General features: G+C 73.2%; 20 protein-coding genes. 2 read left to right on the top strand and 18 right to left on the bottom strand.

Features of this window, described 5'->3' with window-relative positions:
* The first annotated feature begins 124 nt into the window (after positions 1-124).
* A complete protein-coding gene (locus IE271_RS25915) occupies positions 125-664 on the top strand; it encodes a hypothetical protein (protein WP_190192844.1) in 540 nt (179 codons plus the stop codon).
* A 143-nt stretch (positions 665-807) separates the two neighbouring features.
* On the opposite strand, the gene IE271_RS25910 is transcribed toward IE271_RS25915, so the two are convergent.
* From IE271_RS25910 to pyrR, 14 genes are all read right to left on the bottom strand, one after another.
* A complete protein-coding gene (locus IE271_RS25910; RefSeq protein ID WP_190192843.1) occupies positions 808-2,955 on the bottom strand; it encodes a primosomal protein N' in 2,148 nt (715 codons plus the stop codon).
* Positions 2,956-3,063: 108 nt separating this feature from the next.
* Positions 3,064-4,272, bottom strand: coding sequence for a methionine adenosyltransferase (gene metK / locus IE271_RS25905; RefSeq protein ID WP_190192842.1), 1,209 nt, complete (start codon positions 4,270-4,272; stop codon positions 3,064-3,066).
* Positions 4,273-4,523: 251 nt separating this feature from the next.
* Positions 4,524-5,726: a bifunctional phosphopantothenoylcysteine decarboxylase/phosphopantothenate--cysteine ligase CoaBC gene (gene coaBC, locus IE271_RS25900; protein WP_190192841.1), complete on the bottom strand. Its 1,203-nt coding sequence runs from the start codon at positions 5,724-5,726 to the stop codon at positions 4,524-4,526.
* A 167-nt stretch (positions 5,727-5,893) separates the two neighbouring features.
* Positions 5,894-6,166: a DNA-directed RNA polymerase subunit omega gene (gene rpoZ, locus IE271_RS25895; protein WP_030610454.1), complete on the bottom strand. Its 273-nt coding sequence runs from the start codon at positions 6,164-6,166 to the stop codon at positions 5,894-5,896.
* Between the two features lie 40 nt (positions 6,167-6,206).
* Complete coding sequence (gene gmk / locus IE271_RS25890; protein WP_190192840.1) at positions 6,207-6,800, bottom strand: guanylate kinase; 594 nt, start codon at positions 6,798-6,800, stop codon at positions 6,207-6,209.
* A gap of 59 nt (positions 6,801-6,859) precedes the next feature.
* Positions 6,860-7,183: an integration host factor gene (locus tag IE271_RS25885; protein ID WP_016638838.1), complete on the bottom strand. Its 324-nt coding sequence runs from the start codon at positions 7,181-7,183 to the stop codon at positions 6,860-6,862.
* 288 nt (positions 7,184-7,471) lie between these two features.
* On the bottom strand, positions 7,472-8,314 hold the full coding sequence (gene pyrF / locus IE271_RS25880; RefSeq protein WP_190192839.1) for an orotidine-5'-phosphate decarboxylase: 843 nt from the start codon (positions 8,312-8,314) through the stop codon (positions 7,472-7,474).
* Entirely contained in the window at positions 8,311-9,426 is a 1,116-nt protein-coding gene (locus IE271_RS25875; protein WP_190192838.1) for a quinone-dependent dihydroorotate dehydrogenase, read from the bottom strand. Before IE271_RS25875 ends, pyrF begins: the two co-directional genes overlap by 4 nt.
* Positions 9,427-9,488: 62 nt before the next feature.
* Entirely contained in the window at positions 9,489-12,797 is a 3,309-nt protein-coding gene (carB, locus tag IE271_RS25870; protein ID WP_190192837.1) for a carbamoyl-phosphate synthase large subunit, read from the bottom strand.
* Positions 12,790-13,932 carry a glutamine-hydrolyzing carbamoyl-phosphate synthase small subunit gene (carA, locus tag IE271_RS25865; RefSeq protein ID WP_190192836.1) on the bottom strand — a complete coding sequence of 381 codons (1,143 nt, stop codon included), beginning with the start codon at positions 13,930-13,932 and terminating at the stop codon, positions 12,790-12,792. Before carA ends, carB begins: the two co-directional genes overlap by 8 nt.
* Entirely contained in the window at positions 13,929-14,492 is a 564-nt protein-coding gene (locus IE271_RS25860; RefSeq protein ID WP_190192835.1) for a PH-like domain-containing protein, read from the bottom strand. Before IE271_RS25860 ends, carA begins: the two co-directional genes overlap by 4 nt.
* Positions 14,489-15,775, bottom strand: a complete 1,287-nt coding sequence (locus IE271_RS25855; protein ID WP_190192834.1) for a dihydroorotase — start codon at positions 15,773-15,775, stop codon at positions 14,489-14,491. Before IE271_RS25855 ends, IE271_RS25860 begins: the two co-directional genes overlap by 4 nt.
* A 5-nt stretch (positions 15,776-15,780) precedes the next feature.
* Positions 15,781-16,812, bottom strand: coding sequence for an aspartate carbamoyltransferase catalytic subunit (locus tag IE271_RS25850; protein ID WP_190192833.1), 1,032 nt, complete (start codon positions 16,810-16,812; stop codon positions 15,781-15,783).
* 127 nt (positions 16,813-16,939) lie between these two features.
* Positions 16,940-17,506 carry a bifunctional pyr operon transcriptional regulator/uracil phosphoribosyltransferase PyrR gene (gene pyrR / locus IE271_RS25845; protein ID WP_190192832.1) on the bottom strand — a complete coding sequence of 189 codons (567 nt, stop codon included), beginning with the start codon at positions 17,504-17,506 and terminating at the stop codon, positions 16,940-16,942.
* Positions 17,507-17,759: 253 nt separating this feature from the next.
* On the opposite strand from pyrR, the gene bldD reads away from it, so the two are divergent.
* On the top strand, positions 17,760-18,260 hold the full coding sequence (gene bldD / locus IE271_RS25840) for a transcriptional regulator BldD (protein ID WP_190192831.1): 501 nt from the start codon (positions 17,760-17,762) through the stop codon (positions 18,258-18,260).
* 258 nt (positions 18,261-18,518) lie between these two features.
* Here the strand turns inward: bldD and nusB are convergent, their stop codons facing one another.
* The 4 genes from nusB to IE271_RS25820 all read right to left on the bottom strand — a co-directional run bounded on the left by nusB (position 18,519) and on the right by IE271_RS25820 (position 21,752).
* Entirely contained in the window at positions 18,519-18,953 is a 435-nt protein-coding gene (gene nusB, locus IE271_RS25835; RefSeq protein WP_190192830.1) for a transcription antitermination factor NusB, read from the bottom strand.
* 2 nt (positions 18,954-18,955) lie between these two features.
* A complete protein-coding gene (gene efp / locus IE271_RS25830; RefSeq protein WP_190192829.1) occupies positions 18,956-19,522 on the bottom strand; it encodes an elongation factor P in 567 nt (188 codons plus the stop codon).
* Positions 19,523-19,567: 45 nt separating this feature from the next.
* On the bottom strand, positions 19,568-20,677 hold the full coding sequence (locus IE271_RS25825) for an aminopeptidase P family protein (RefSeq protein WP_190192828.1): 1,110 nt from the start codon (positions 20,675-20,677) through the stop codon (positions 19,568-19,570).
* A gap of 124 nt (positions 20,678-20,801) precedes the next feature.
* A complete protein-coding gene (locus IE271_RS25820) occupies positions 20,802-21,752 on the bottom strand; it encodes a Pro-rich N-terminal domain-containing protein (RefSeq protein ID WP_190192827.1) in 951 nt (316 codons plus the stop codon).
* Positions 21,753-22,064 lie beyond the last annotated feature (312 nt).

Below are 22,064 nucleotides of genomic sequence, written 5' to 3'. Positions count from 1 at the left end.
CGCGCATACGCCCACGCCCCCGAACCGTGACCACTCACCGCGAAAGGCGTTGGTCAAGAAAGAGTTGACCCCCACGGGCCCCACCGCGGCCCGATCCTTCGACGCCGGTTCGAGAGGCTTGTCCATGGCCGACCAAGCAACCCATGACGCCCAGGCTCGCGCCAGTCTGCACTTGCTGGTGCGGGACATCGAGCGGGTCCGCCGGCAGGTGGACGCGCTGCGCACGCTGACCGCCCAGCTGGGCAACGTCTACCGCCCGCGCCGCTCCGGCCCGTCCACGGGCTTCGTCGTCTACGGGCGCGCCCCCGCCCCGACCGTCCGCCTCGCCCAGGAGCTGCGGGACAGCGTCGAGACCCTGGTCACGGCGGCCGTGGACTTCGACCGCTCGCTGGGCTTCTCGTGGGACGCGGTCGGTTCGGCGCTGGGCGTCACCAAGCAGGCGGTCCACCGCCGGTACGGCGCCCGCCGCGCCGCCGCCCAGGCCGCCGCCGAGGCCGAGCGGGCCACGGAGCCGGCGGGCACCCGCGCCGTCGCCGTCGCCCAGGGCCTCCCCACGGTCCCGGCCTCCCGCCCCATGCCGATGCCGACGCAGCCGACGGCCGGCAGCTCCACCCTGCGCGAGGAGGCCCGGCCCAGCGCCTTCCCCGGCCCGCGCAGCGGCTGACGCGAGACCCCCACGGCATGTCTGCCTCCCGGCACCGCACGGCGCGGCGCCTCGGGAGGCAGATGTGTGTCCGCGCCCGGTGCGCACTCCCGCCTCCCGGAATCCGGCGCCCTGCGCCCCCGCGCCCCGAGGGCTCCGGTGCCTCACCCGATGTCGGGCGGGTCGATCCTGATGCGGACGGCCTCGCCCCCGCCCCGGGCCAGCCGTGCCGCCTGCGCCGTCTTCAGGGCGTGCGCCAGCGCGGCGCCGCTGCCCGGCGGCACCCTGACCAGCGCCCGCTCCCAGCGCTCCCCCGGCGGCGGGTCGCCCGCGCGCCGGGGCCGTCCGGCCTCCGCCACGGGCAGCGGCACGGGCCCCAGCACCTCGGCGTCGGCGGGCAGTCCGGCCCCGGCCAGGAAGGCGGCCAGCGCCTCCGGCGGGCCCGACACCGCCGCCATCCGCGACACCGGCGGGAACCCCAGCTCCGCCCGCTCGGCCAGCTCGCGCACCGCGTGCCCCACCGGGTCCCAGCGGACGAGCGCCTGCACGGGGCGCAGCGTCGGCTCGGCGACGATCACCACGGTCCCGCCGGCGCCCTGCTCCCGGACGAGCGCGGCCGCGCCGATCCAGCGGCGCAGCGCCTCCTCCCCGGCCCGCAGGTCGGGCCGGCCGAGCATCGCCCAGCCGTCGAGCAGCAGGGCCGCCGCGTAGCCGCCCTCGGCGACGGGCTCCGCGCCGGGCGTGCTCACGACCAGCGCGGGCGTCTGCGGCACCGTGTCCAGGATCTGCTCGCGCCCCGAGGTGCGCACCGGGACGGCCGGGAACGCGCGGCCCAGCTCCTCGGCGGTCCGCCGGGCCCCGACGACCTGCGCCCGCAGCCGGAACCCGCCGCACTCGGGGCAGTGCCAGGACTCCTCGTCGCGCCCGCACCACGCGCAGCGCAGCGCCGCGGCGTCCTGCGCCTGGAGCGGCCCGGCGCAGTGCCGGCAGCGGGCGGGCGCCCGGCACCGGGCGCAGGCCATCCGGGGGACGTAGCCGCGCCGGGGCACCTGGACGAGGACCGGGCCGCTGCGCAGTCCGTCGCGGGCCACCTGCCAGGCGAGGGAGGGCAGCCGGGCGGCCCGCGCGGCCTCGTCGCGGGCCAGGTCGCCGTCGCCGACGGTCCGCACGAGCGGCGCGGCGCCGCGCACCCGCTCCCGGTCGGCGACGAGCGGCAGCGCCCAGCCGCTCTCCACGAGCTGGGCCGCCTCCACGGTGCAGCTCCAGCCGCCCAGCAGGAAGGCGCACCTGTCGCGGGTGGCGCGCAGTTCGAGCACCTCCCGTACGTGCGGGAAGGGGGCGTGCTCGTCGCTGTGCCCGGCGTCGCCGTCGTCCCAGACCACGACGAGGCCCAGGTCGCGCACGGGGGCGAACATGGCGGCGCGCGTGCCGACGACGGCCCGTACGGAGCCGCGCCGGACGGCCAGCCACTCGCGGTAGCGCTTCTCGGGGCCCGCGTCGGCGGTCAGCAGCGCGTGCCGCCCCTCGCCGAGCAGGGCCGTCAGCGCCGCGTCCACGCGCGCGGCGGGGCGTCCGGCCGGGACGACGACGAGCGCGCCGCGCCCCGAGGCGAGCGTCGCCTGCACGGCGCGGGCGATCTCCTCGGCCCACTGCGGCCCGGGCAGCGCGGTCCACACGGCGCGCGGCGCGCCCCCGGAGGCCAGTGAGGCGAGGAACTCGCGCCCCCGTACGTACCGCTGCCAGCCGCCCGGTTCGGGCGCCGGGGGCGGGGGCGGGGGCGGGGGTGACGGGCGCGACTCGGCCCGCGCGTGCCGGGGCGGCACCGCGAGCTGCAGGATGTCCGCGAGGCTGCCCGCGTACCGGTCGGCGACGGCCCGCGCGAGTCCGAGCAGCTCGGCGTCGAGGACCGGCTCGGGCGAGACGACCTGGGCGAGGGCGGCCAGGGGCCCCTGGTAGTCGGACTCGGCGACGCGCTCCACGAGGAACCCGTCGATCAGCGAGCCGCCCTCCCGGCGCCCGCCCCGCACGGTGCGCCCGCCGGCGCCGAACCGCACCCGGACCCGCACGCCGGGCCGCGCGGCCTCGTCGAGCTCCTCGGGCACCGCGTAGTCGAAGTAGCGGTCCAGGTGCAGGACGCCCTTGTCGACGAGGACCCGCGCCACGGGCAGCTCCTTGGCCAGCGCCGCCCCGCGCCACGTCCGGGGCTTCGCCTTCGGCGCCTTGTTCCGCCGGACGGTCTCCCGGATCAGCGCGAGCTGCTCGGGCGCCGCCCCCGCGGCGCCCTCGTCGCCCGACCTGTCCTCCCTGCTCACGCCTGCATTCCTACCAGACCGCACCGACACTCCCGCGGCGGCCGTGGACGCGCCGTGGCCCGGCCCCCGCGGGGGCCGGGCCACGGCAGGTCCTGCGGTCGGCGCGCCCTACAGGCCCGCCGCCTTGCGCAGGGCGTCCACGCGGTCGGTGCGCTCCCAGGTGAAGTCCGGCAGCTCGCGGCCGAAGTGGCCGTACGCGGCGGTCTGCGCGTAGATCGGGCGGAGCAGGTCCAGGTCGCGGATGATCGCGGCCGGGCGGAGGTCGAAGACCTCGGTGATCGCGCTCTCGATCCTCTCGGCGTCGACCTTGGCGGTGCCGAAGGTCTCCACGAACAGGCCGACCGGCTCGGCCTTGCCGATCGCGTACGCCACCTGCACCTCGCACCGGGAGGCGAGCCCCGCGGCGACCACGTTCTTGGCGACCCAGCGCATCGCGTACGCGGCCGAGCGGTCCACCTTGGACGGGTCCTTGCCGGAGAAGGCGCCGCCGCCGTGGCGGGACATGCCGCCGTAGGTGTCGATGATGATCTTGCGGCCGGTCAGGCCCGCGTCGCCCATCGGACCGCCGATCTCGAACCGGCCGGTGGGGTTGACCAGCAGGCGGTAGCCCTCGGTCTCCAGCTTGATGCCGTCCTCCAGCAGCGCCTTCAGCTCCGGCTCGACGACGAACTCGCGGATGTCGGGCGCCAGCAGCGAGTCCAGGTCGATGTCGGAGGCGTGCTGCGAGGAGACCACGACGGTGTCCAGGCGGACCGCCTTGTCCCCGTCGTACTCGATGGTGACCTGCGTCTTGCCGTCCGGGCGCAGGTAGGGGATCGTGCCGTTCTTGCGCACCTCGGACAGGCGCTTGGACAGCCGGTGCGCCAGGTGGATCGGCAGCGGCATCAGGTTCGGCGTCTCGTCGGTGGCGTAGCCGAACATCAGGCCCTGGTCGCCCGCGCCCTGCTTGTCCAGCTCGTCCTCGTCGCCCTCGACCCGCTGCTCGTAGGCGGTGTCGACGCCCTGCGCGATGTCCGGGGACTGCGAGCCGATCGACACCGACACGCCGCAGGAGGCGCCGTCGAAGCCCTTCTTCGAGGAGTCGTAGCCGATCTCCAGGATCTTGTCGCGCACCAGCTGCGCGATCGGCGCGTACGCCTTGGTCGTGACCTCACCCGCCACGTGCACCAGACCGGTGGTGATCAGGGTTTCGACGGCGACCCGGGAGGTCGGGTCCTCGCGCAGAAGCGCGTCGAGAATGGTGTCGCTGATCTGGTCAGCGATCTTGTCGGGGTGACCCTCGGTCACGGACTCCGAGGTGAACAGGCGACGGGACACAACGCTCCCTGTGGTTGCAGCGGCTGCTGGCTGATCATTGGCGGACGGGACGGGAGCTGCGCCCGGCGTCGTCCGTGAAACAGTTTATCGGTCGCGCTTCACCGCCTTACCACCCGTCTCGTCCTGCGGGAAGGCTGTGACCTGCGGCACGGGCATTCTGCGTCATGACCGGGCGCCACCGCCAGGCCCGCCACGCCGGAATCACGGGGTCCGGTTCCTTCGGCGGCACGGAACGGGACACTCCGCGGCGGTCAGGGCAGCCGGCGCGCCACGAGGTCCCACACGGTGTCGGCCAGCGCCTCCTTGGGGCCGTACGGCACGGGGGTCTCCTCGCCGTCGGCGGCCAGCACGACCGCCTCGTTCTCCTCGGAGCCGAAGGTCCTGCTCTCCCCCACCTCGTTGACGACGAGGAGGTCGCAGCCCTTGCGCCGCAGCTTCTCGCGGCCGTTGGCGAGCACGTCGTCCGTCTCGGCTGCGAAGCCCACGACCACCTGGCCCTCGCGGGCGCGGTGCGCGGAGAGTTCCGCGAGGACGTCGGGGTTGCGGACGAGGACGACCGGTTCCGGATCCTGCCCGTCCTTCTTCTTGATCTTCCCGGTGGCGTAGGTCTCCGGGCGGAAGTCGGCGACGGCAGCGGCCATCACCACGGCGTCCGCGTCGGCGGCGGCCTTCAGGACCGCCTCGCGCAGCTGCACGGCCGTGCCGACCGGCACCACGTCGACGCCCGCCGGGTCCGGCAGCGAGGTGTTCGCGGCGACCAGCGTGACGCGGGCGCCCCGGGCGGCGGCGGCGCGGGCGAGCGCGTACCCCTGCTTGCCGGAGGAGCGGTTGCCGAGGAAGCGGACCGGGTCGAGCGGCTCGCGGGTGCCGCCGGCGCTGACGACGACGTGGCGGCCCGCCAGGTCGGGCCCGGTGACGCCGCGGGCCAGCACCCGGCGGCAGACCTCGAAGATCTCGGCCGGGTCGGGCAGGCGCCCCTTGCCGCTGTCGGCGCCGGTGAGGCGGCCGACGGCCGGCTCGATCACCACGGCGCCGCGGCGGCGCAGCGTCGCGACGTTCTCCTGGGTCGCGGGGTGCTCCCACATCTCCGTGTGCATGGCGGGCGCGAAGACGACGGGGCAGCGGGCGGTCAGCAGGGTGTTGGTGAGCAGGTCGTCGGCGAGGCCGTGCGCGGCCTTGGCCAGCATGTCGGTGGTGGCGGGGGCCACGACCACCAGGTCGGCCTGCTGCCCGATGCGCACGTGCGGCACCTCGTGGACGTCCGTCCACACCTCGGTGGAGACGGGCTTCCCGGAGAGCGCGGCCCAGGTCGCGGCGCCGACGAAGTGCAGCGCGGACGCGGTCGGCACGACCCGTACGTCGTGGCCGGACTCGGTCAGCCGGCGCAGCAGCTCGCACGCCTTGTAGGCGGCGATGCCGCCGCTGACACCCAGAACGACCTTCGGCTTGCCCACCCCGGGCCTCCCGTTTCTCGACGCCGTGGCACGACGTTGGGACGACGAAGGACGCGCACGGCCCCGCCGCCGCGCCCCTCCATGACACACCGCAGGCCCGGCAGCTGCTCCCCCAGCTCTCACTGGGAGGCGCCCCCTGCCGGGCCTGTCGGTGGGAAAAGCAGCGGTTACTGCGCCGGGCCCTCGACGGCCTCGGAGGTCAGCAGACCGGCGTTGATCTCGCGCAGGGCGATCGAGAGCGGCTTCTCGTGGACGTGCGTGTCGACGAGCGGACCGACGTACTCGAGGAGGCCCTCGCCGAGCTGCGAGTAGTACGCGTTGATCTGGCGGGCACGCTTGGCCGCGTAGATCACGAGGCTGTACTTCGAGTCGGTGGCCTCGAGGAGCTCGTCGATCGGCGGGTTGATGATGCCCTCGGGCGTGGTGATGGAAGAGGACACGCTCTACCTTCCGAAAGAGGGGATGAGATCGAAGAAACGATCACACAACGTCCATCAAGGCTAGCAGCTCGCGCGCCACGTCCTCGACGGAGGTGTTGACCAGGGTGGTGTCGAACTCCGACTCCGCGGCGAGTTCGACCTTGGCCGCCTCCAGGCGACGCTCGATCACCTCGGGCGGCTCGGTGCCGCGCCCGGTGAGCCGGCGCACCAGCTCCTCCCAGGAGGGCGGGGCCAGGAAGACCAGCTGGGCCTCGGGCATGGACTCGCGGACCAGGCGGGCGCCCTGGAGGTCGATCTCCAGGAGGACCGGCTCGCCGGCGTCGAGGCGCTCCAGCACCGCCGCGCGCGGGGTGCCGTAGCGGTTGCCGGCGAACTCGGCCCACTCCAGGAGCTCACCGTTGGCGATGAGCTTGTCCATCTCCTCGTCGCTGACGAAGAAGTAGTGGACGCCGTGCTTCTCTCCGGGACGCGGCTTGCGGGTCGTCGCCGACACCGAGAGCCAGACGTCCGGATGTTCCTTGCGCATATGGGCGACGACCGTGCTCTTGCCGACCCCGGAGGGGCCGGAGAGCACGGTCAGCCGCGGACGTACGTCCGGGGGTACGGGGGTCGTCCCCCGGGGTGTTGCAGCCATGCGGCGATTATTCCAGCAGTCCCGGTGTGCCCGGGACGCGATCCCCGGGTGCCCGGGGGTCAGGCGCCGGAACCGCCGAACTCGCGCTCGAGGGAGGCGATCTGGTTGGAGCCGAGACCACGGACCCGGCGGCTCTCGGAGATGCCGAGCCGCTCCATGATCTGCTTGGCGCGGACCTTGCCCACGCCCGGCAGCGACTCAAGGAGGGCGGAGACCTTCATCTTGCCGATGACGTCGTTCTCCTGGCCCTGCTTGATGACCTCGTGCAGGGAGGCGCCGGAGTGCTTGAGTCGATTCTTGACCTCGGCCCGCTCCCGGCGAGCCGCGGCGGCCTTTTCGAGCGCGGCTGCGCGCTGTTCAGGGGTAAGGGGCGGAAGAGCCACGCCTACGTCACCTCGGATGTCGAACTGTCGGATACGGACCGGTGAGGAACCTAGTCGCCCCACACCTGGGGAGCCACGAGCAACACACCTGCCCGTCCTCCCCCACTGCCTTGAGGGCGTGGGAGGTGCCCCCACTCGTCGGAGACTAGCGGTCGAGGCCGCCAGAGTCAGCGAGAACAGCGGAAAAGTCCTGGTCAGCCTCTATGGAGCCCGGCATTCAGGACATAACACCCTGGATTCGGGAAACTATCCGGACGTTCGGCGTCGGCGGGTGGCCTGCGGACGCCGTTACCCGGCGGTCACCGCGGCCGCGATCTCCTGTGCGTAGCGTGTCGCACCGTCACGCAGGGCGACGGGGTCGGGTCCGAGCCGCAGGACGGCCCGGCCGACGTTCGGCACCACGTCGCGCACGGCGGCGCCGAAGACCCCGGGGAGATCGGCGGGGGTGGCCCCCTGGGCGCCGATGCCCGGCGCGAGGAGCGGTCCGCCGATCCCGAGCTCGTACGAGGAGAGGTCACCGAGCGTGGCGCCGACGACCGCGCCGAAGGAGCCCATGGGGGCCTCACCGGCGTTCTCCTCGGCGAGGTGCGCCAGCATCGTCGCGCCGACGCCGCGGCCGTCGGCGCGGACCGCGTGCTGGACCTCGCCGCCCTCGGGGTTGGAGGTCAGCGCGAGCACGAACAGGCCCGCGCCGTTCTCGCGCGCCATGTCGACGGCCGGCCTCAGCGATCCGTAGCCGAGGTAGGGCGAGACCGTCAGCGCGTCGGAGAACAGCGGGGCGTCCCTGTGCAGGAAGGCCTCGGCGTACGCGGCCATGGTCGAGCCGATGTCGCCGCGCTTGGCGTCCATCACGACGAGGGCGCCGGCGGCCCGCGCCTCGGCGACCGTCCTCTCCAGGACGGCGACGCCGCGCGAGCCGAAGCGCTCGAAGAACGCGCTCTGCGGCTTCAGCACGGCGACCCGGTCCGCCAGGGCCTCCACGACGGTGCGGCTGAACCGCTCCAGGCCCGCCACGTCGTCGTTCAGGCCCCACTCGGCGAGCAGGGACGCGTGCGGGTCGATGCCGACGCACAGCGGGCCGCGCTCGTCCATGGCCCGGCGCAGCCGGGCGCCGAAGGGCTCCGGGGTCATGCCGTCTCCTCCGTCTTCCTCACATCGGCGCCGACGGCGTCGGCGAGGGTGGCGTACGGGCTGGTCCGCAGGCGTGCGGCGAGCCCCTTGTGGATCGAGCGGGCCCAGAAGGGTCCCTCGTAGACGAAGGCGCTGTAGCCCTGCACCAGCGTGGCGCCGGCGAGGATGCGCTGCCAGGCGTCCTCGGCGGTCTCGACGCCGCCGACGCCGACGAGCGTGATGCGGTCGCCCACGCGCGCGTAGAGGCGGCGCAGCACCTCCAGGGAGCGCTCCTTGAGCGGGGCGCCGGACAGGCCGCCGGTCTCCGCCACGACGGCGGGGTCCGAGGCCAGGCCCAGGTTCTCGCGGGCGACGGTGGTGTTGGTGGCGATGACGCCGTCCAGGCCGAGTTCGACGGCGAGGTCGGCGACGGCGTCGACGTCCTCGTCCGCGAGGTCGGGGGCGATCTTGACCAGGAGCGGCACCCGGCGGGCGGGCACCGCGCGGTCGGCGGCCTCGCGCACGGCCGTCAGCAGGGGCCGCAGGTGGTCCACGGCCTGAAGACTGCGCAGGCCGGGCGTGTTCGGCGAGGAGACGTTGACCACGAGGTAGTCGGCGTGCGGGGCGAGCCGCTCGGCGGACTTCACGTAGTCGGCGGCGGCCTCCTCCTCGGGGACGACCTTGGTCTTGCCGATGTTGACGCCCACGACCGTCCTGAAGACGGGCGTACGGGCGGCCAGGCGCGCGGCGACGGCGGCCGAGCCCTCGTTGTTGAAGCCCATGCGGTTGATCAGGGCGCGGTCGGGCACCAGGCGGAAGAGCCGCTTCTTCGGGTTGCCGGGCTGCGGCTCGCCGGTGACGGTGCCGATCTCCACGTGGTCGAAGCCGGCCATGGCCAGGCCGTCGATGCCCACCGCGTTCTTGTCGAAGCCGGCCGCGAGCCCGAAGGGGCCGTGCATGCGCAGCCCGAGGGCCTCGGTGCGCAGCTCCTTGTACCGGGGCGCGAGCACGGCGGTGACGAAGACGCGCAGCACGGGGACGCGGGCGGCCCGGCGGATCCAGCCGAAGGCCAGGTGGTGGGCGGCCTCGGGGTCCATCCGGGAGAAGACCAGACGGAAGAAGAACTTGTACATGGCGAAGTGTCCTCATGAAGAGGGGGACACCGTTTCCGGTGTCCCCCTCGGGGCCTTGTCTGCTAGTCGCGGGCCGCGATCAGGCGTTCGGCGTGTTCCTGCAGGGAGCCGACCCCGACGCCGCCGTGGGTGAGCGCGTCGATGCCCTGGACGGCGGCGGCCAGCGCCTGGACCGTCGTCAGGCACGGCACGGACCGGGCGACGGCCGCGGTACGGATCTCGTAGCCGTCGAGGCGGCCGCCGGTGCCGTACGGTGTGTTGACGATGAGGTCGACCCCGCCCTCGTGGATGAGCTGGACGATCGTCTTCTCGCCGTTCGGGCCCTCGCCCTCGGACTGCTTGCGCACGACGGTGGCGTTGATGCCGTTGCGCTTGAGGACCTCGGCGGTGCCGGCGGTGGCCAGCAGCTCGAAGCCGTGGGCGACCAGCTCGCGCGCCGGGAAGATCATCGAGCGCTTGTCGCGGTTGGCGACCGAGATGAAGCAGCGGCCCTTGGTCGGCAGCGGGCCGTACGCGCCGGCCTGCGACTTGGCGTACGCGGTGCCGAAGACGGCGTCGATGCCCATGACCTCGCCGGTGGAGCGCATCTCCGGGCCGAGCACCGTGTCGACGCCGCGGCCGTGCACGTCGCGGAAGCGCGACCACGGCATGACGGCCTCCTTGACGGAGATCGGCGCGTCCAGCGGCAGGGTGCCGCCGTCGCCGTGCGCCGGGAGCAGGCCCTCGGCGCGCAGCTCGGCGACGGTCGCGCCCAGCGAGATCCGGGCGGCGGCCTTGGCCAGCGGCACCGCGGTCGCCTTGGAGGTGAAGGGCACGGTGCGCGAGGCGCGCGGGTTGGCCTCCAGGACGTAGAGGATGTCCCCGGCCAGCGCGAACTGGATGTTGATCAGTCCGCGCACGCCCACGCCCTTGGCGATGGCCTCGGTCGAGGCGCGCAGCCGCTTGATGTCGTGCCCGCCGAGGGTGATCGGGGGCAGCGCGCAGGCGGAGTCGCCGGAGTGGATGCCGGCCTCCTCGATGTGCTCCATGACGCCGCCGAGGTAGAGCTCCTCGCCGTCGTACAGGGCGTCGACGTCGATCTCTATGGCGTCGTCGAGGAAGCGGTCGACCAGGACCGGCCGGGAGGGGCTGATCTCGGTGGACTCGGCGATGTACGCCTCCAGGCGCGCCTCGTCGTAGACGATCTCCATGCCGCGGCCGCCGAGCACGTAGGACGGCCGGACCAGGACCGGGTAGCCGATCTCGTCGGCGATGGCCTTGGCGCCCTCGAAGGTGGTGGCGGTGCCGTGCTTCGGGGCCGGCAGGCCGGCCTCGGCGAGCACCCGGCCGAAGGCGCCGCGGTCCTCGGCGGCGTGGATGGCCTCGGGCGGGGTGCCCACGACCGGGACGCCGTTGTCCTTCAGGGCCTGGGCGAGGCCCAGCGGGGTCTGGCCGCCGAGCTGCACGACCACGCCGGCGACCGGGCCGGCCACCGACTCCGCGTGGACGATCTCCAGCACGTCCTCCAGGGTGAGCGGCTCGAAGTAGAGCCGGTCGGAGGTGTCGTAGTCGGTGGAGACGGTCTCCGGGTTGCAGTTGACCATCACGGTCTCGTAGCCCGCGTCGCTCAGGGCGAAGGAGGCGTGGACGCAGGAGTAGTCGAACTCGATGCCCTGGCCGATGCGGTTCGGGCCGGAGCCCAGGATGATCACCGCGGGCTTGGTGCGGGGCGCGACCTCGGACTCCTCGTCGTAGGAGGAGTAGAAGTACGGCGTCCGCGCGGCGAACTCGGCGGCGCAGGTGTCGACCGTCTTGTAGACCGGGCGCACCCCGAGGGCGTGGCGCACCTCGCGGACGACGTCCTCGCGCAGGCCGCGGATCTCGGCGATCTGGGCGTCGGAGAAGCCGTGCCGCTTGGCCTCGGCCAGCAGCTCCGGGTCCAGCCGGTCGGCGGCGGCCAGCTCGTCCGCGATCTCCTTGATCAGGAAGAGCTGGTCGACGAACCACGGGTCGATCTTCGTGGCGTCGAAGACCTCCTCCGGGGTGGCGCCGGCGCGGATGGCCTGCATGACGGCGTTGATGCGGCCGTCGGTCGGGCGGACCGCCTCGCGCAGCAGTTCCGCCTTGTCGCCGGGCTCGCCGGTGAAGGTGAACTGGCTGCCCTTCTTCTCCAGCGAGCGCAGCGCCTTCTGCAGCGCCTCGGTGAAGTTCCGGCCGATCGCCATGGCCTCGCCGACCGACTTCATGGTCGTGGTCAGCGTGGAGTCGGCGGAGGGGAACTTCTCGAAGGCGAAGCGCGGGGCCTTGACGACCACGTAGTCGAGCGTCGGCTCGAAGGAGGCCGGGGTCTGCTCGGTGATGTCGTTCGGGATCTCGTCCAGCGTGTAGCCGACGGCCAGCTTGGCGGCGATCTTGGCGATCGGGAAGCCGGTCGCCTTGGAGGCCAGCGCCGAGGAGCGCGAGACGCGCGGGTTCATCTCGATGACGATGACCCGGCCGTCCTCGGGGTTCACCGCGAACTGGATGTTGCAGCCGCCGGTGTCCACGCCGACCTCGCGGATGATCGCGATGCCGACGTCGCGCAGGATCTGGTACTCGCGGTCGGTGAGCGTCATCGCCGGGGCGACGGTGATCGAGTCGCCGGTGTGCACGCCCATCGGGTCGAAGTTCTCGATGGAGCAGACGACCACGACGTTGTCGTTCTTGTCGCGCATCAGCTCCAGCTCGTACTCCTTCCAGCCGAGGATGGACTCCTCCAGGAGCACCTCGGTGGTCGGGGAGAGCGTGAGGCCCTGCCCCGCGATGCGGCGCAGCTCCTCCTCGTCGTGCGCGAAGCCGGAGCCGGCGCCGCCCATGGTGAAGGAGGGGCGGACGACGACGGGGTAGCCGCCGAGCGTCTCCACGCCCTTCAGGACGTCGTCCATGGAGTGGCAGATGACCGAGCGGGCGGACTCGCCGTGCCCGATCTTCTTGCGGACCTCCTCCACGACGTTCTTGAAGAGGTCGCGGTCCTCGCCCTTGTGGATGGCCTCGACGTTGGCGCCGATCAGCTCGACGCCGTACGTGTCGAGGGTGCCCGCCTCGTGCAGCGAGATCGCCGTGTTGAGGGCCGTCTGGCCGCCCAGGGTGGGCAGCAGCGCGTCGGGGCGCTCCTTGGCGATGATCTTCTCGACGAACTCGGGGGTGATCGGCTCCACGTAGGTCGCGTCGGCGATCTCCGGGTCGGTCATGATCGTCGCCGGGTTGGAGTTGACCAGGATCACCCTGAGGCCCTCGGCCTTCAGGACGCGGCACGCCTGGGTGCCGGAGTAGTCGAACTCCGCGGCCTGGCCGATGACGATCGGGCCGGAGCCGATGACCAGGACGGACTGGATATCGGTGCGCTTAGGCACGCTGGCCCTCCATCAGGGAGACGAAGCGGTCGAACAGGTAGGCGGCGTCGTGGGGGCCCGCGGCCGCTTCCGGGTGGTACTGGACGCTGAAGGCCGGCTGGTCGAGCAGCTGCAGGCCCTCCACCACGTCGTCGTTGAGGCAGACGTGGGAGACCTCGGCGCGGCCGTAGGGGGTCTCGGAGACCCGGTCGGTGGGCGCGTCGACGGCGAAGCCGTGGTTGTGCGCGGTGACCTCGACCTTGCCGGTCGTGCGGTCCTGCACCGGCTGGTTGATGCCGCGGTGGCCGTACTTCAGCTTGTAGGTGCCGAAGCCGAGCGCGCGGCCCAGGATCTGGTTGCCGAAGCAGATGCCGAACAGCGGGGTCTTCCGCTCCAGCACCGCCCGCATCACGGAGACGGGTCCGTCGGCGGTGGCCGGGTCGCCGGGGCCGTTGGAGAAGAACACCCCGTCCGGGTTCACGGCGAAGACGTCCTCGGCGGTCGCCGTCGCCGGGAGCACGTGCACCTCGATGCCGCGCTCGGCCATGCGGTGCGGGGTCATGCCCTTGATGCCGAGGTCCACGGCGGCGACGGTGAACTTCTTCTCGCCGATCGCGGGGACGACGTACGCCTCCTTGGTGGCGACCTCGGCGGCGAGGTCGGCGCCCTTCATCTCGGGGGCCTCGCGCACCTTGGTGAGCATGGCGTCCTCGTCGGGCAGCGCCGTGCCGGAGAAGATGCCGACGCGCATGGCGCCGCGCTCGCGCAGGTGGCGGGTGAGGGCGCGGGTGTCGATGCCGGAGATGCCGACGACGCCCTGGGCGGCCAGCTCCTCGTCCAGCGTGCGGCGGGAGCGCCAGCTGGAGGGGACGCGCGCGGGGTCGCGCACGACGTAGCCGGCGACCCAGATCCTCTTGGACTCGGGGTCCTCGTCGTTGACGCCGGTGTTGCCGACGTGCGGGGCGGTCATCACGACGACCTGCCGGTGGTACGACGGGTCGGTGAGGGTCTCCTGGTAGCCGGTCATGCCGGTGGAGAACACGGCCTCGCCGAAGGTCTCCCCCACGGCCCCGTAGGCGCGGCCGCGGAAGATGCGGCCGTCCTCCAGGACGAGTACGGCGGGAGTCCTGGCGGCTCCCCTGGTGGAGGTCGTCATCGTGCGCCTTCCGTCTGGTTGATCAGTTGGTTCAGGGTGTCGGCCCACGCGGCGTGCTCGGCCGCGCGGTCGGAGCGGAAGCCGGAGTCGATCAGCTTGTCGCCGTGCTCCCAGGTGACGACCAGCAGGCCGCCCTCGGTGAGCACCTTGCCGGCGATGCCCTTGTCGAGCCGGACCCCGCGCAGCGCGTCCGCGGGGACGAAGAAGTCGGCCGCTCCGGGGCGTACGACGTCCAGTCCGGCGTCGGTCAGCGTGAGCTCGACGCGGCTGCGGGTGCCCAGGCCGCGCGCCACGATGCGGTCGAGCCACTGCCCCGCGGTGGTGGAGCCGTGGTAGCGGCCGGTCATCGTGAGCTTCGCCGGGCCGGGGTCCTCGGGGGCCTGGGGCAGCTCCGGCAGGTCGCCCTGCAGGGTGCCGCGCCACTTCCAGCCCTCGCGCATCAGCCAGTAGACGAGGACCACGAAGAGGGCGAGTCCGACGAGCCAGCCGATGCGGCCGGCCCAGTTCGTGACCTCGGCGGACTCCTGCGCGGCGTGGGTCAGGTACGTGGTGGATGTCACGCGAGCTTCCCGTCGACGAGTGTGGCCTTGCCCCGGAGCCAGGTGTGCGTGACACGGCCCGGCAGCTCGCGACCCTCGTACGGAGTGTTGCGGCTGCGCGACGCGAAGCCCGCGGGGTCCACCTCTCCACGGTAAGCCGGATCGACCAGTGTGAGGTTGGCGGGCTCACCTGCCGAGACGGGGCGGCCGTGGCCGGTGGCGCGGCCGATGCGGGCCGGCGCGAAGGACATGCGGTCGGCGACGCCCTCCCAGGTCAGCAGACCGGTGTCGACCATCGTCTGCTGGACCACGGACAGCGCGGTCTCCAGGCCGACCATGCCCATGGCGGCCGCGGCCCACTCGCAGTCCTTGTCCTCGTGCGGGTGCGGGGCGTGGTCGGTGGCGACGATGTCGATCGTGCCGTCGGCGAGCGCCTCGCGCAGGGCCCGCACGTCGCGCTCGGTGCGCAGCGGCGGGTTGACCTTGTAGACCGGGTTGTAGGTGCGCACCAGCTCGTCGGTGAGGAGCAGGTGGTGCGGGGTGACCTCGGCGGTGACGTCGATGCCGCGGGACTTGGCCCAGCGCACGATCTCCACGGAGCCGGCGGTCGACAGGTGGCAGACGTGCACGCGCGAGCCGACGTGCTCGGCGAGCAGCACGTCCCGGGCGATGATCGACTCCTCGGCCACCGCGGGCCAGCCGCCCAGGCCCAGCTCGGCGGAGACGACGCCCTCGTTCATCTGGGCGCCCTCGGTCAGCCGCGGCTCCTGCGCGTGCTGGGCGACCACGCCGCCGAAGGCCTTCACGTACTCCAGCGCGCGCCGCATGATCACGGCGTCGTGCACGCACTTGCCGTCGTCGGAGAAGACCGTGACGCCGGCGGCGGACTCGTGCATGGCGCCCAGCTCGGCGAGCTTCTGCCCCTCCAGGCCGACGGTGACGGCGCCGACGGGCTGCACGTCGCAGTAGCCGTGCTCCCGCCCCAGCCGGTAGACCTGCTCGACGACGCCGGCGGTGTCGGCGACGGGGAAGGTGTTGGCCATGGCGAACACGGCGGTGTAGCCGCCGCTCGCGGCCGCCCGCGTGCCCGTCAGGACGGTCTCGGAGTCCTCGCGGCCGGGCTCGCGCAGGTGGGTGTGCAGGTCGACCAGGCCAGGCAGGAGCACCTTGCCGTCCGCCTCGACGACCTCGGCGCCCTCCGCGCTCAGACCGGTCCCCACCTCGGCGATCGTCTCGCCGTCGACCAGGACGTCCCGCGCCTCGCCGCCGAGCACCCGCGCACCGCGGATCAGGATCCTGCTCATCTGTCTTACTTCTCCTCGGCCGTGTCGAAGGTGTGGGCGGAGCGCTCGCCGGCGGACTGCTGCGCGGCGGGCGGACGGGTGTGGGTGACGGCGGGCTCGTTGCCGCCGAGCAGCAGGTAGAGGACGGCCATGCGCATCGAGACGCCGTTGGCGACCTGCTCGACGACCGTGCAGCGGTCGGAGTCGGCGACCTCGGCGGTGATCTCCATGCCCCGGACCATCGGGCCGGGGTGCATCACGACGGCGTGCTCGGGCATCCGCGCCATGCGCTCGCCGTCCAGGCCGTAGCGCCGGGAGTACTCGCGCTCGGTGGGGAAGAACGCGGCGTTCATCCGCTCGCGCTGCACGCGGAGCATCATCACCGCGTCCGACTTCGGCAGCGTGCCGTCCAGGTCGTAGGCGATCTCGCAGGGCCAGGTCTCCACGCCGACCGGCAGCAGGGTCGGCGGGGCCACCAGGGTGACCTCGGCGCCGAGGGTGTGCAGCAGGTCCACGTTGGAGCGGGCGACCCGGCTGTGCAGCACGTCGCCGACGATGGTGACGCGCCGGCCGGCCAGGTCGCGGCCGATCCCGGCGTCCCGGCCGACCAGCCGGCGCCGCATGGTGAAGGCGTCCAGCAGGGCCTGGGTGGGGTGCTGGTGGGTGCCGTCGCCGGCGTTGATCACCGCGGCGTCGATCCAGCCGGAGGTCGCGAGCCGGTAGGGGGCGCCGGAGGCGCCGTGCCGGATGACGACGGCGTCGACGCCCATCGCCTCCAGGGTCTGGGCGGTGTCCTTCAGGGACTCGCCCTTGGAGACGCTCGACCCCTTGGCGGAGAAGTTGATGACGTCGGCGGAGAGCCGCTTCTCGGCGGCCTCGAAGGAGATCCGGGTGCGGGTGGAGTCCTCGAAGAAGAGGTTCACGACGGTGCGGCCGCGCAGGGTCGGCAGCTTCTTGATCGGCCGGTCGGCGACCCGGGCCATCTCCTCGGCGGTGTCGAGGAGGAGGATCGCGTCGTCGCGGGTGAGATCGGCGGCCGAGATGAGATGGCGCTGCATCTGTTTCAGGCTCCGTAGGGAAGTCGGTTCGACAGGCGGGTCCGGAGCGGCCCGGCGGGCGGGCAGGCTCGCGCGTACGGGCGTACGGACCGGGGGCCGGGCGCGTGCGGCCGGCCGCGTGCGGACGCTAGGCGTCTGCGGCGTCCGGCTTCACGCCGAGCAGCACGGTGTCCCTGCCGTCCTCCTCGGAGAGCTGGACCTTGACCGTCTCCCGCAGCGACGTGGGCAGGTTCTTGCCGACGTAGTCGGCGCGGATGGGCAGCTCGCGGTGGCCCCGGTCGACCAGGACGGCGAGCTGGACCGCGCGGGGGCGCCCGATGTCGTTCAGGGCGTCGAGGGCGGCGCGGATGGTGCGGCCGGAGAAGAGCACGTCGTCGACGAGGACGACCAGGCGGCCGTCGATGCCCTCACCGGGGATCTCGGTGCGGGCGAGCGCGCGCGGCGGGTGCATCCGCAGGTCGTCGCGGTACATGGTGATGTCGAGCGAGCCCACCGGGACGGTGCGGCCGGTGACCTCGGCCAGCTTCACGGCGAGCCGCCGGGCGAGGAAGACGCCTCGGGTGGGGATGCCGAGGAGCACCACGTCGTCGGCGCCCTTGGCACGTTCGACGATCTCGTGGGCGATGCGGGTCAGCACCCGCGCGATGTCGGGTCCCTCCAGCACGGGCCGGGGACCGGACTGCTGTGTGTCCATACGAAACGGACCTCCTTCTCCGCCTCACGGGACGGACTTTAAAGGACGTCGGATTTGCGCCATCCACCGTACCAGGGCGGCGAGGCGCCCCGTCCCCCGCCCGGCGGTACCGGCGGGCCCGGAGGACCGGGTCCCGCGGGAGGGCCGGTCCGGACCATTCGGCTTGACGGGGCAGAGTAACGCTGCGTAACCTCACAGTGAGTCACCAGCCGCGCGGCGCCGCCGCACGTCGAGACAGTGTCCGGGGAGCCATATGTCCAGCGAATACGCCAAACAGCTCGGGGCCAAGCTCCGGGCGATCCGCACCCAGCAGGGCCTTTCCCTCCACGGCGTCGAGGAGAAGTCCCAGGGACGCTGGAAGGCGGTCGTGGTCGGTTCGTACGAGCGCGGCGACCGTGCCGTGACCGTGCAGCGCCTCGCCGAGCTCGCGGACTTCTACGGCGTACCGGTGCAGGAGCTGCTGCCGGGCACCACGCCGGGCGGTGCCGCCGAGCCCCCGCCGAAGCTGGTCCTGGACCTGGAGCGGCTGTCCACCGTGCCGGCCGAGAAGGCGGGTCCCCTGCAGCGCTACGCGGCGACGATCCAGTCCCAGCGCGGCGACTACAACGGCAAGGTGCTGTCGATCCGCCAGGACGACCTGCGCACACTCGCCGTCATCTACGACCAGTCCCCCTCGGTCCTCACCGAGCAGCTGATCAGCTGGGGCGTCCTCGACGCGGACGCGCGCCGCGCGGTGGCTCACGAAGAAGGCTGAGCGCGCAGAGAAGAAACGTGCCGCCGGGGTGGCCGGAACCGATCGGTTCCGGCCACCCCGGCGGCCTTTTCGTACCGGTTCCCGTGGCGCCGCGGCCGGGCGGGGACCCGCCGGGACCGGACACGCCGGAGGGCCCGCAGCGGTGGTGACACTGCGGGCCCTCCGGGCGGTTTCTGCGGCCCGCGCGGACGCGGTCCGCCGCACGGGGTCACCCGAACGGCGGAACGGCGCGGACGGATGCGCTCGGCGAGGAGCGCCCTACGCCTCGTCCCGGCGCAGCGACGGCTTGAGCTCCTTCAGCCGGCCCAGCAGGCCGTTGACGAAGGAGGGCGACTCGTCCGTGGAGAACTCCTTGGCGAGCTGCACCGCCTCGTCGAGCACCACGGCGTCCGGGGTGTCGTCGACCCAGATCAGCTCGTAGGCGCCGAGGCGCAGGATGTTACGGTCCACGACCGGCATCCTGTCGAGCGTCCAGCCGACCGAGTACTGGGCGATCAGCTCGTCGATGCGCTTCGCGTGCTCCGCGTACCCCTCGACCAGCTGCATCGTGTACTCGCTGACCGGCGGCTGCCGGGTGTCGGTCCGGGCGTGCCGGACCCAGTCGGCGAGCACCGTCAGGACGTCCGCGCCGCGCTGGTCGCCCTCGAAGAGGATCTGGAAGGCGCGCTTGCGGGCGGTGTTGCGGGCGGCCACGGTTAGCTGTTCACCCGGCCGAGGTAGTCGCTCGTGCGGGTGTCGACCTTGATCTTCTCACCGGTGGTGATGAAGAGCGGGACCTGGATCTGGTGGCCGGTCTCCAGGGTGGCGGGCTTGGTGCCGCCGGTGGAGCGGTCGCCCTGGACGCCCGGCTCGGTCTCCTGGATGGTCAGCTCGACGGCGGCGGGCAGCTCGACGAAGAGCACCTCGCCCTCGTGCTGGGCGACCGTGGCGGTGAAGCCCTCGATCAGGAAGTTGGCGGCGTCGCCGACGGCCTTCCTGTCCACGTGCAGCTGGTCGTAGGTCTCCATGTCCATGAAGACGAAGTACTCGCCGTCCATGTAGGAGAACTGCATGTCGCGCTTGTCGACGGTGGCCGTGTCGACCTTGACGCCGGCGTTGAAGGTCTTGTCGACGACCTTGCCGGAGAGCACGTTCTTGAGCTTGGTGCGCACGAAGGCCGGGCCCTTGCCGGGCTTGACGTGCTGGAACTCGACGACGGACCAGAGCTGGCCGCCTTCGAGCTTGAGCACCATGCCGTTCTTGAGGTCGTTCGTGGAAGCCACGGTTGCGGAATCTCCTGGACTGACGTACGACCCCGGGGCACGCGCCTACAGCGCGAGCAGCTCCTTGGTCGTGATGGTGAGTAGCTCGGGTCCGCCGTCCGCCTCGGGGCGTACGACGAGCGTGTCATCGATCCGGACACCGCCCCGGCCCGGGAGGTGGACCCCCGGTTCGACGGTGACCGGCACGCAAGCGTCCAGTTTACCCATGGCCGAGGGGGCCAACTGCGGCTCCTCGTCGATTTCGAGCCCCACCCCGTGGCCGGTGAGCGGCGGGAGGGCGGGCGCGTACCCGGCCGAGTCCAGTACCTGGCGGGCGGCGCGGTCCACGTCGCGGCAGGCGGCGCCGGGGACGAGGGCCTGGCGGCCGGCGCGCTGGGCGGCGAAGACGAGGTCGTACAGCTCGATCTGCCAGTCCGCGGGCGAGCTGCCGATCACGAAGGTGCGGCCGATCTCGCAGCGGTAGCCGTGGTAGACCGCGCCCAGGCGCACGGAGAGGAAGTCGCCCTCCTCGACCCGGCGGTCGCTGGGGCGGTGGTCGCGGCGCCCGGCGTTCGGGCCGGTGGCGACGGAGGTCGCGAAGGCGGGGCCGTCGGCGCCGTGGTCGACCAGGCGGCGCTCCAGCTCCAGGGCGAGGTGCCGTTCCGTGCGGCCGACGAGGATCGACTCCAGCAGTTCGCCGAGGGCCTGGTCGGTGATCTCGGCGCCGGTGCGCAGGCAGGAGATCTCCTGCTCGTCCTTGACCACGCGCAGCTGCTCGACGGCGCCGCCGATGTCGCTCAGGCGCAGCCTCGGGGCGACCGAGCCGAGGGCCCGGTGGCGGGCCACGGTGAGGTGGTGCTCCTCGACGGCCAGGGAGTCGGCGCCCCGGCTCGCGGCCAGGGCGCCGGCGGCGGCCGCGGGGTCGCCCGCCCGGCCCGGGAGCAGGTGCGTCCGCAGGTTCTCGTCCAGGCGGCCCTCGTCGGGCTGCGCGCTGGGCGGGGAGCCGCACACCAGCAGGTCCTCGCCGTCGCCGTCCAGCAGCAGAACGGCGTCGCGCGGTGCGGCGCCCGTGAGATAGCGGACGTTGGCGGGCCGGGAGACCAGCGCGGCCGCGCTGCCGCCCGCCGCACACCGTTCCCTCAGCCGTTCCCGCCGGGCCGCGTACACGTCTGCCATGTCCCGAGCGTATGGGCGTCCCCGCGGGGCGGCCCCTCCAGCGCGTCCGGACGGGCGGTGGTCGCCGTACGGGGCGGATGTGGGGGCGGAGCCGGCCGGAGCGGGGTTCCGCGCCCGGCGGTCCTCACCACTGCGGCGGGCTCGCGATGGCGCGGGCGAGGACGTCGTCCAGGACCCGGGCGGTGGACGGGACGTCCATGTGGGAGTTGTCGATGATGGGGAGGCCCGAGCCGTACCAGCCGGCCATGCGGCCGTGGATGCGGGCGACCTCCTCGTCGGTGAGGCGGCGGTTTCCGGAGCGCTGGGCGTTGCGCTCCAGGACTATCTCCAGGCCGGGGAGGAGGACGACGGGCAGCAGACCGGGTCCCACGTGCCGCTTCCAGCCGCCGAGGCCCACGACCGGCCGGTCCGGGAAGACCGCGTCGTCGAGGATGCAGGAGATGCCGTTGGCCAGGAAGTTGCGCGCGGCGAAGCCGCAGGTGCGGCGGGCGAGACGATACTGCGCCTCGGAGTTGTCGTTCCAGCCCGTCTGCGGGTCGGCGAAGCCGGAGCGGACCCACTCCCGTACGTCGTCGAGGCTGATGTGGGCCGTGGGGACGCGGCGGTGGTCCGCCCAGTACTTCGCCACGCTGGTCTTGCCGGCCCCGGCCGGGCCGATGAGCAGGACGGCGAGCGTCGTGGCCGCCGGGTCGGGCGCGCCGGCCGCGGGCTGCGGGTTCGGCACGGCGACCGGAGCGCCGGGCGGCAGCCGCACGTGCCCCGTGCTGTCCGGCGCGGGGGGCACGGGCGGCACCGGCGGGTGCTGCGGCGCCGGGTGGTGGGCGGCGGGCGCGTGCCCGGGCGGAGGCGGGGGCGGGGGCGGAGCGGCGGGTCCGGCCGGCCCTCCGGCGAACCCTGGCTGCGGGGCCGCGGGCGGGTGCGCCGGTGTGGGCGGGTGCGCGGGGCCGGGGTGCCCGCCCTGGTGGTGCGGACCCGGGTGCTGCGGGCCCGGGTGGTGTGCGGCCGGCGACCAGCCGGCGTCCGGTCCGTGCCCCGGCCGAGGGGGCGGCAGCGGGGACCCCACTGCGTGCTGCATCCGGTGCCACTCCGTCTCGTGAGGCAATGGGCGCTGGCAGCGGGATGCGAACACGAACCCCGCTCTCCCCCACTGGTCTGACGGGCGTGGGAGGGGCCCCGACCGAACGGTACCGTGGCCGGCCGCCGTTTGGTGAACGGCCGACCACCGCCCGAAGTGCCCCTGGACACACCCGGATCGGGCGAAGCGGTGCCTTGCCGGGGTTACTCCCCCACCTCGCCGTAGGCGGCGAGCAGGACGGCCGGGTCGGGGCCCTCCAGGACGGTGGGCCTGGCCAGGCCGTCGAGCACGATGAAGCGGAGCAGGTCGCCG

The sequence above is a fragment of the Streptomyces minutiscleroticus genome (assembly GCF_014650875.1).
GTDB classification, from domain to species: domain Bacteria; phylum Actinomycetota; class Actinomycetes; order Streptomycetales; family Streptomycetaceae; genus Streptomyces; species Streptomyces minutiscleroticus.
The sequence above is the reverse complement of the archived record's forward strand: the minus strand, read 5'-3'. Positions and strand labels throughout refer to the sequence as shown.

Coding starts and splice junctions, on each gene's coding strand:
- carA (WP_190192836.1), bottom strand. CDS start 13,932: ATGACGACCTCCACCAGGGGAGCCGCCAGGACTCCCGCCGTACTCGTC.
- IE271_RS25915 (WP_190192844.1), top strand. CDS start 125: ATGGCCGACCAAGCAACCCATGACGCCCAGGCTCGCGCCAGTCTGCAC.
- bldD (WP_190192831.1), top strand. CDS start 17,760: ATGTCCAGCGAATACGCCAAACAGCTCGGGGCCAAGCTCCGGGCGATC.
- IE271_RS25850 (WP_190192833.1), bottom strand. CDS start 16,812: ATGCAGCGCCATCTCATCTCGGCCGCCGATCTCACCCGCGACGACGCG.
- gmk (WP_190192840.1), bottom strand. CDS start 6,800: ATGGCTGCAACACCCCGGGGGACGACCCCCGTACCCCCGGACGTACGT.
- IE271_RS25825 (WP_190192828.1), bottom strand. CDS start 20,677: ATGGCAGACGTGTACGCGGCCCGGCGGGAACGGCTGAGGGAACGGTGT.
- IE271_RS25855 (WP_190192834.1), bottom strand. CDS start 15,775: ATGAGCAGGATCCTGATCCGCGGTGCGCGGGTGCTCGGCGGCGAGGCG.
- IE271_RS25875 (WP_190192838.1), bottom strand. CDS start 9,426: ATGTACAAGTTCTTCTTCCGTCTGGTCTTCTCCCGGATGGACCCCGAG.
- pyrF (WP_190192839.1), bottom strand. CDS start 8,314: ATGACCCCGGAGCCCTTCGGCGCCCGGCTGCGCCGGGCCATGGACGAG.
- IE271_RS25820 (WP_190192827.1), bottom strand. CDS start 21,752: ATGCAGCACGCAGTGGGGTCCCCGCTGCCGCCCCCTCGGCCGGGGCAC.
- pyrR (WP_190192832.1), bottom strand. CDS start 17,506: ATGGACACACAGCAGTCCGGTCCCCGGCCCGTGCTGGAGGGACCCGAC.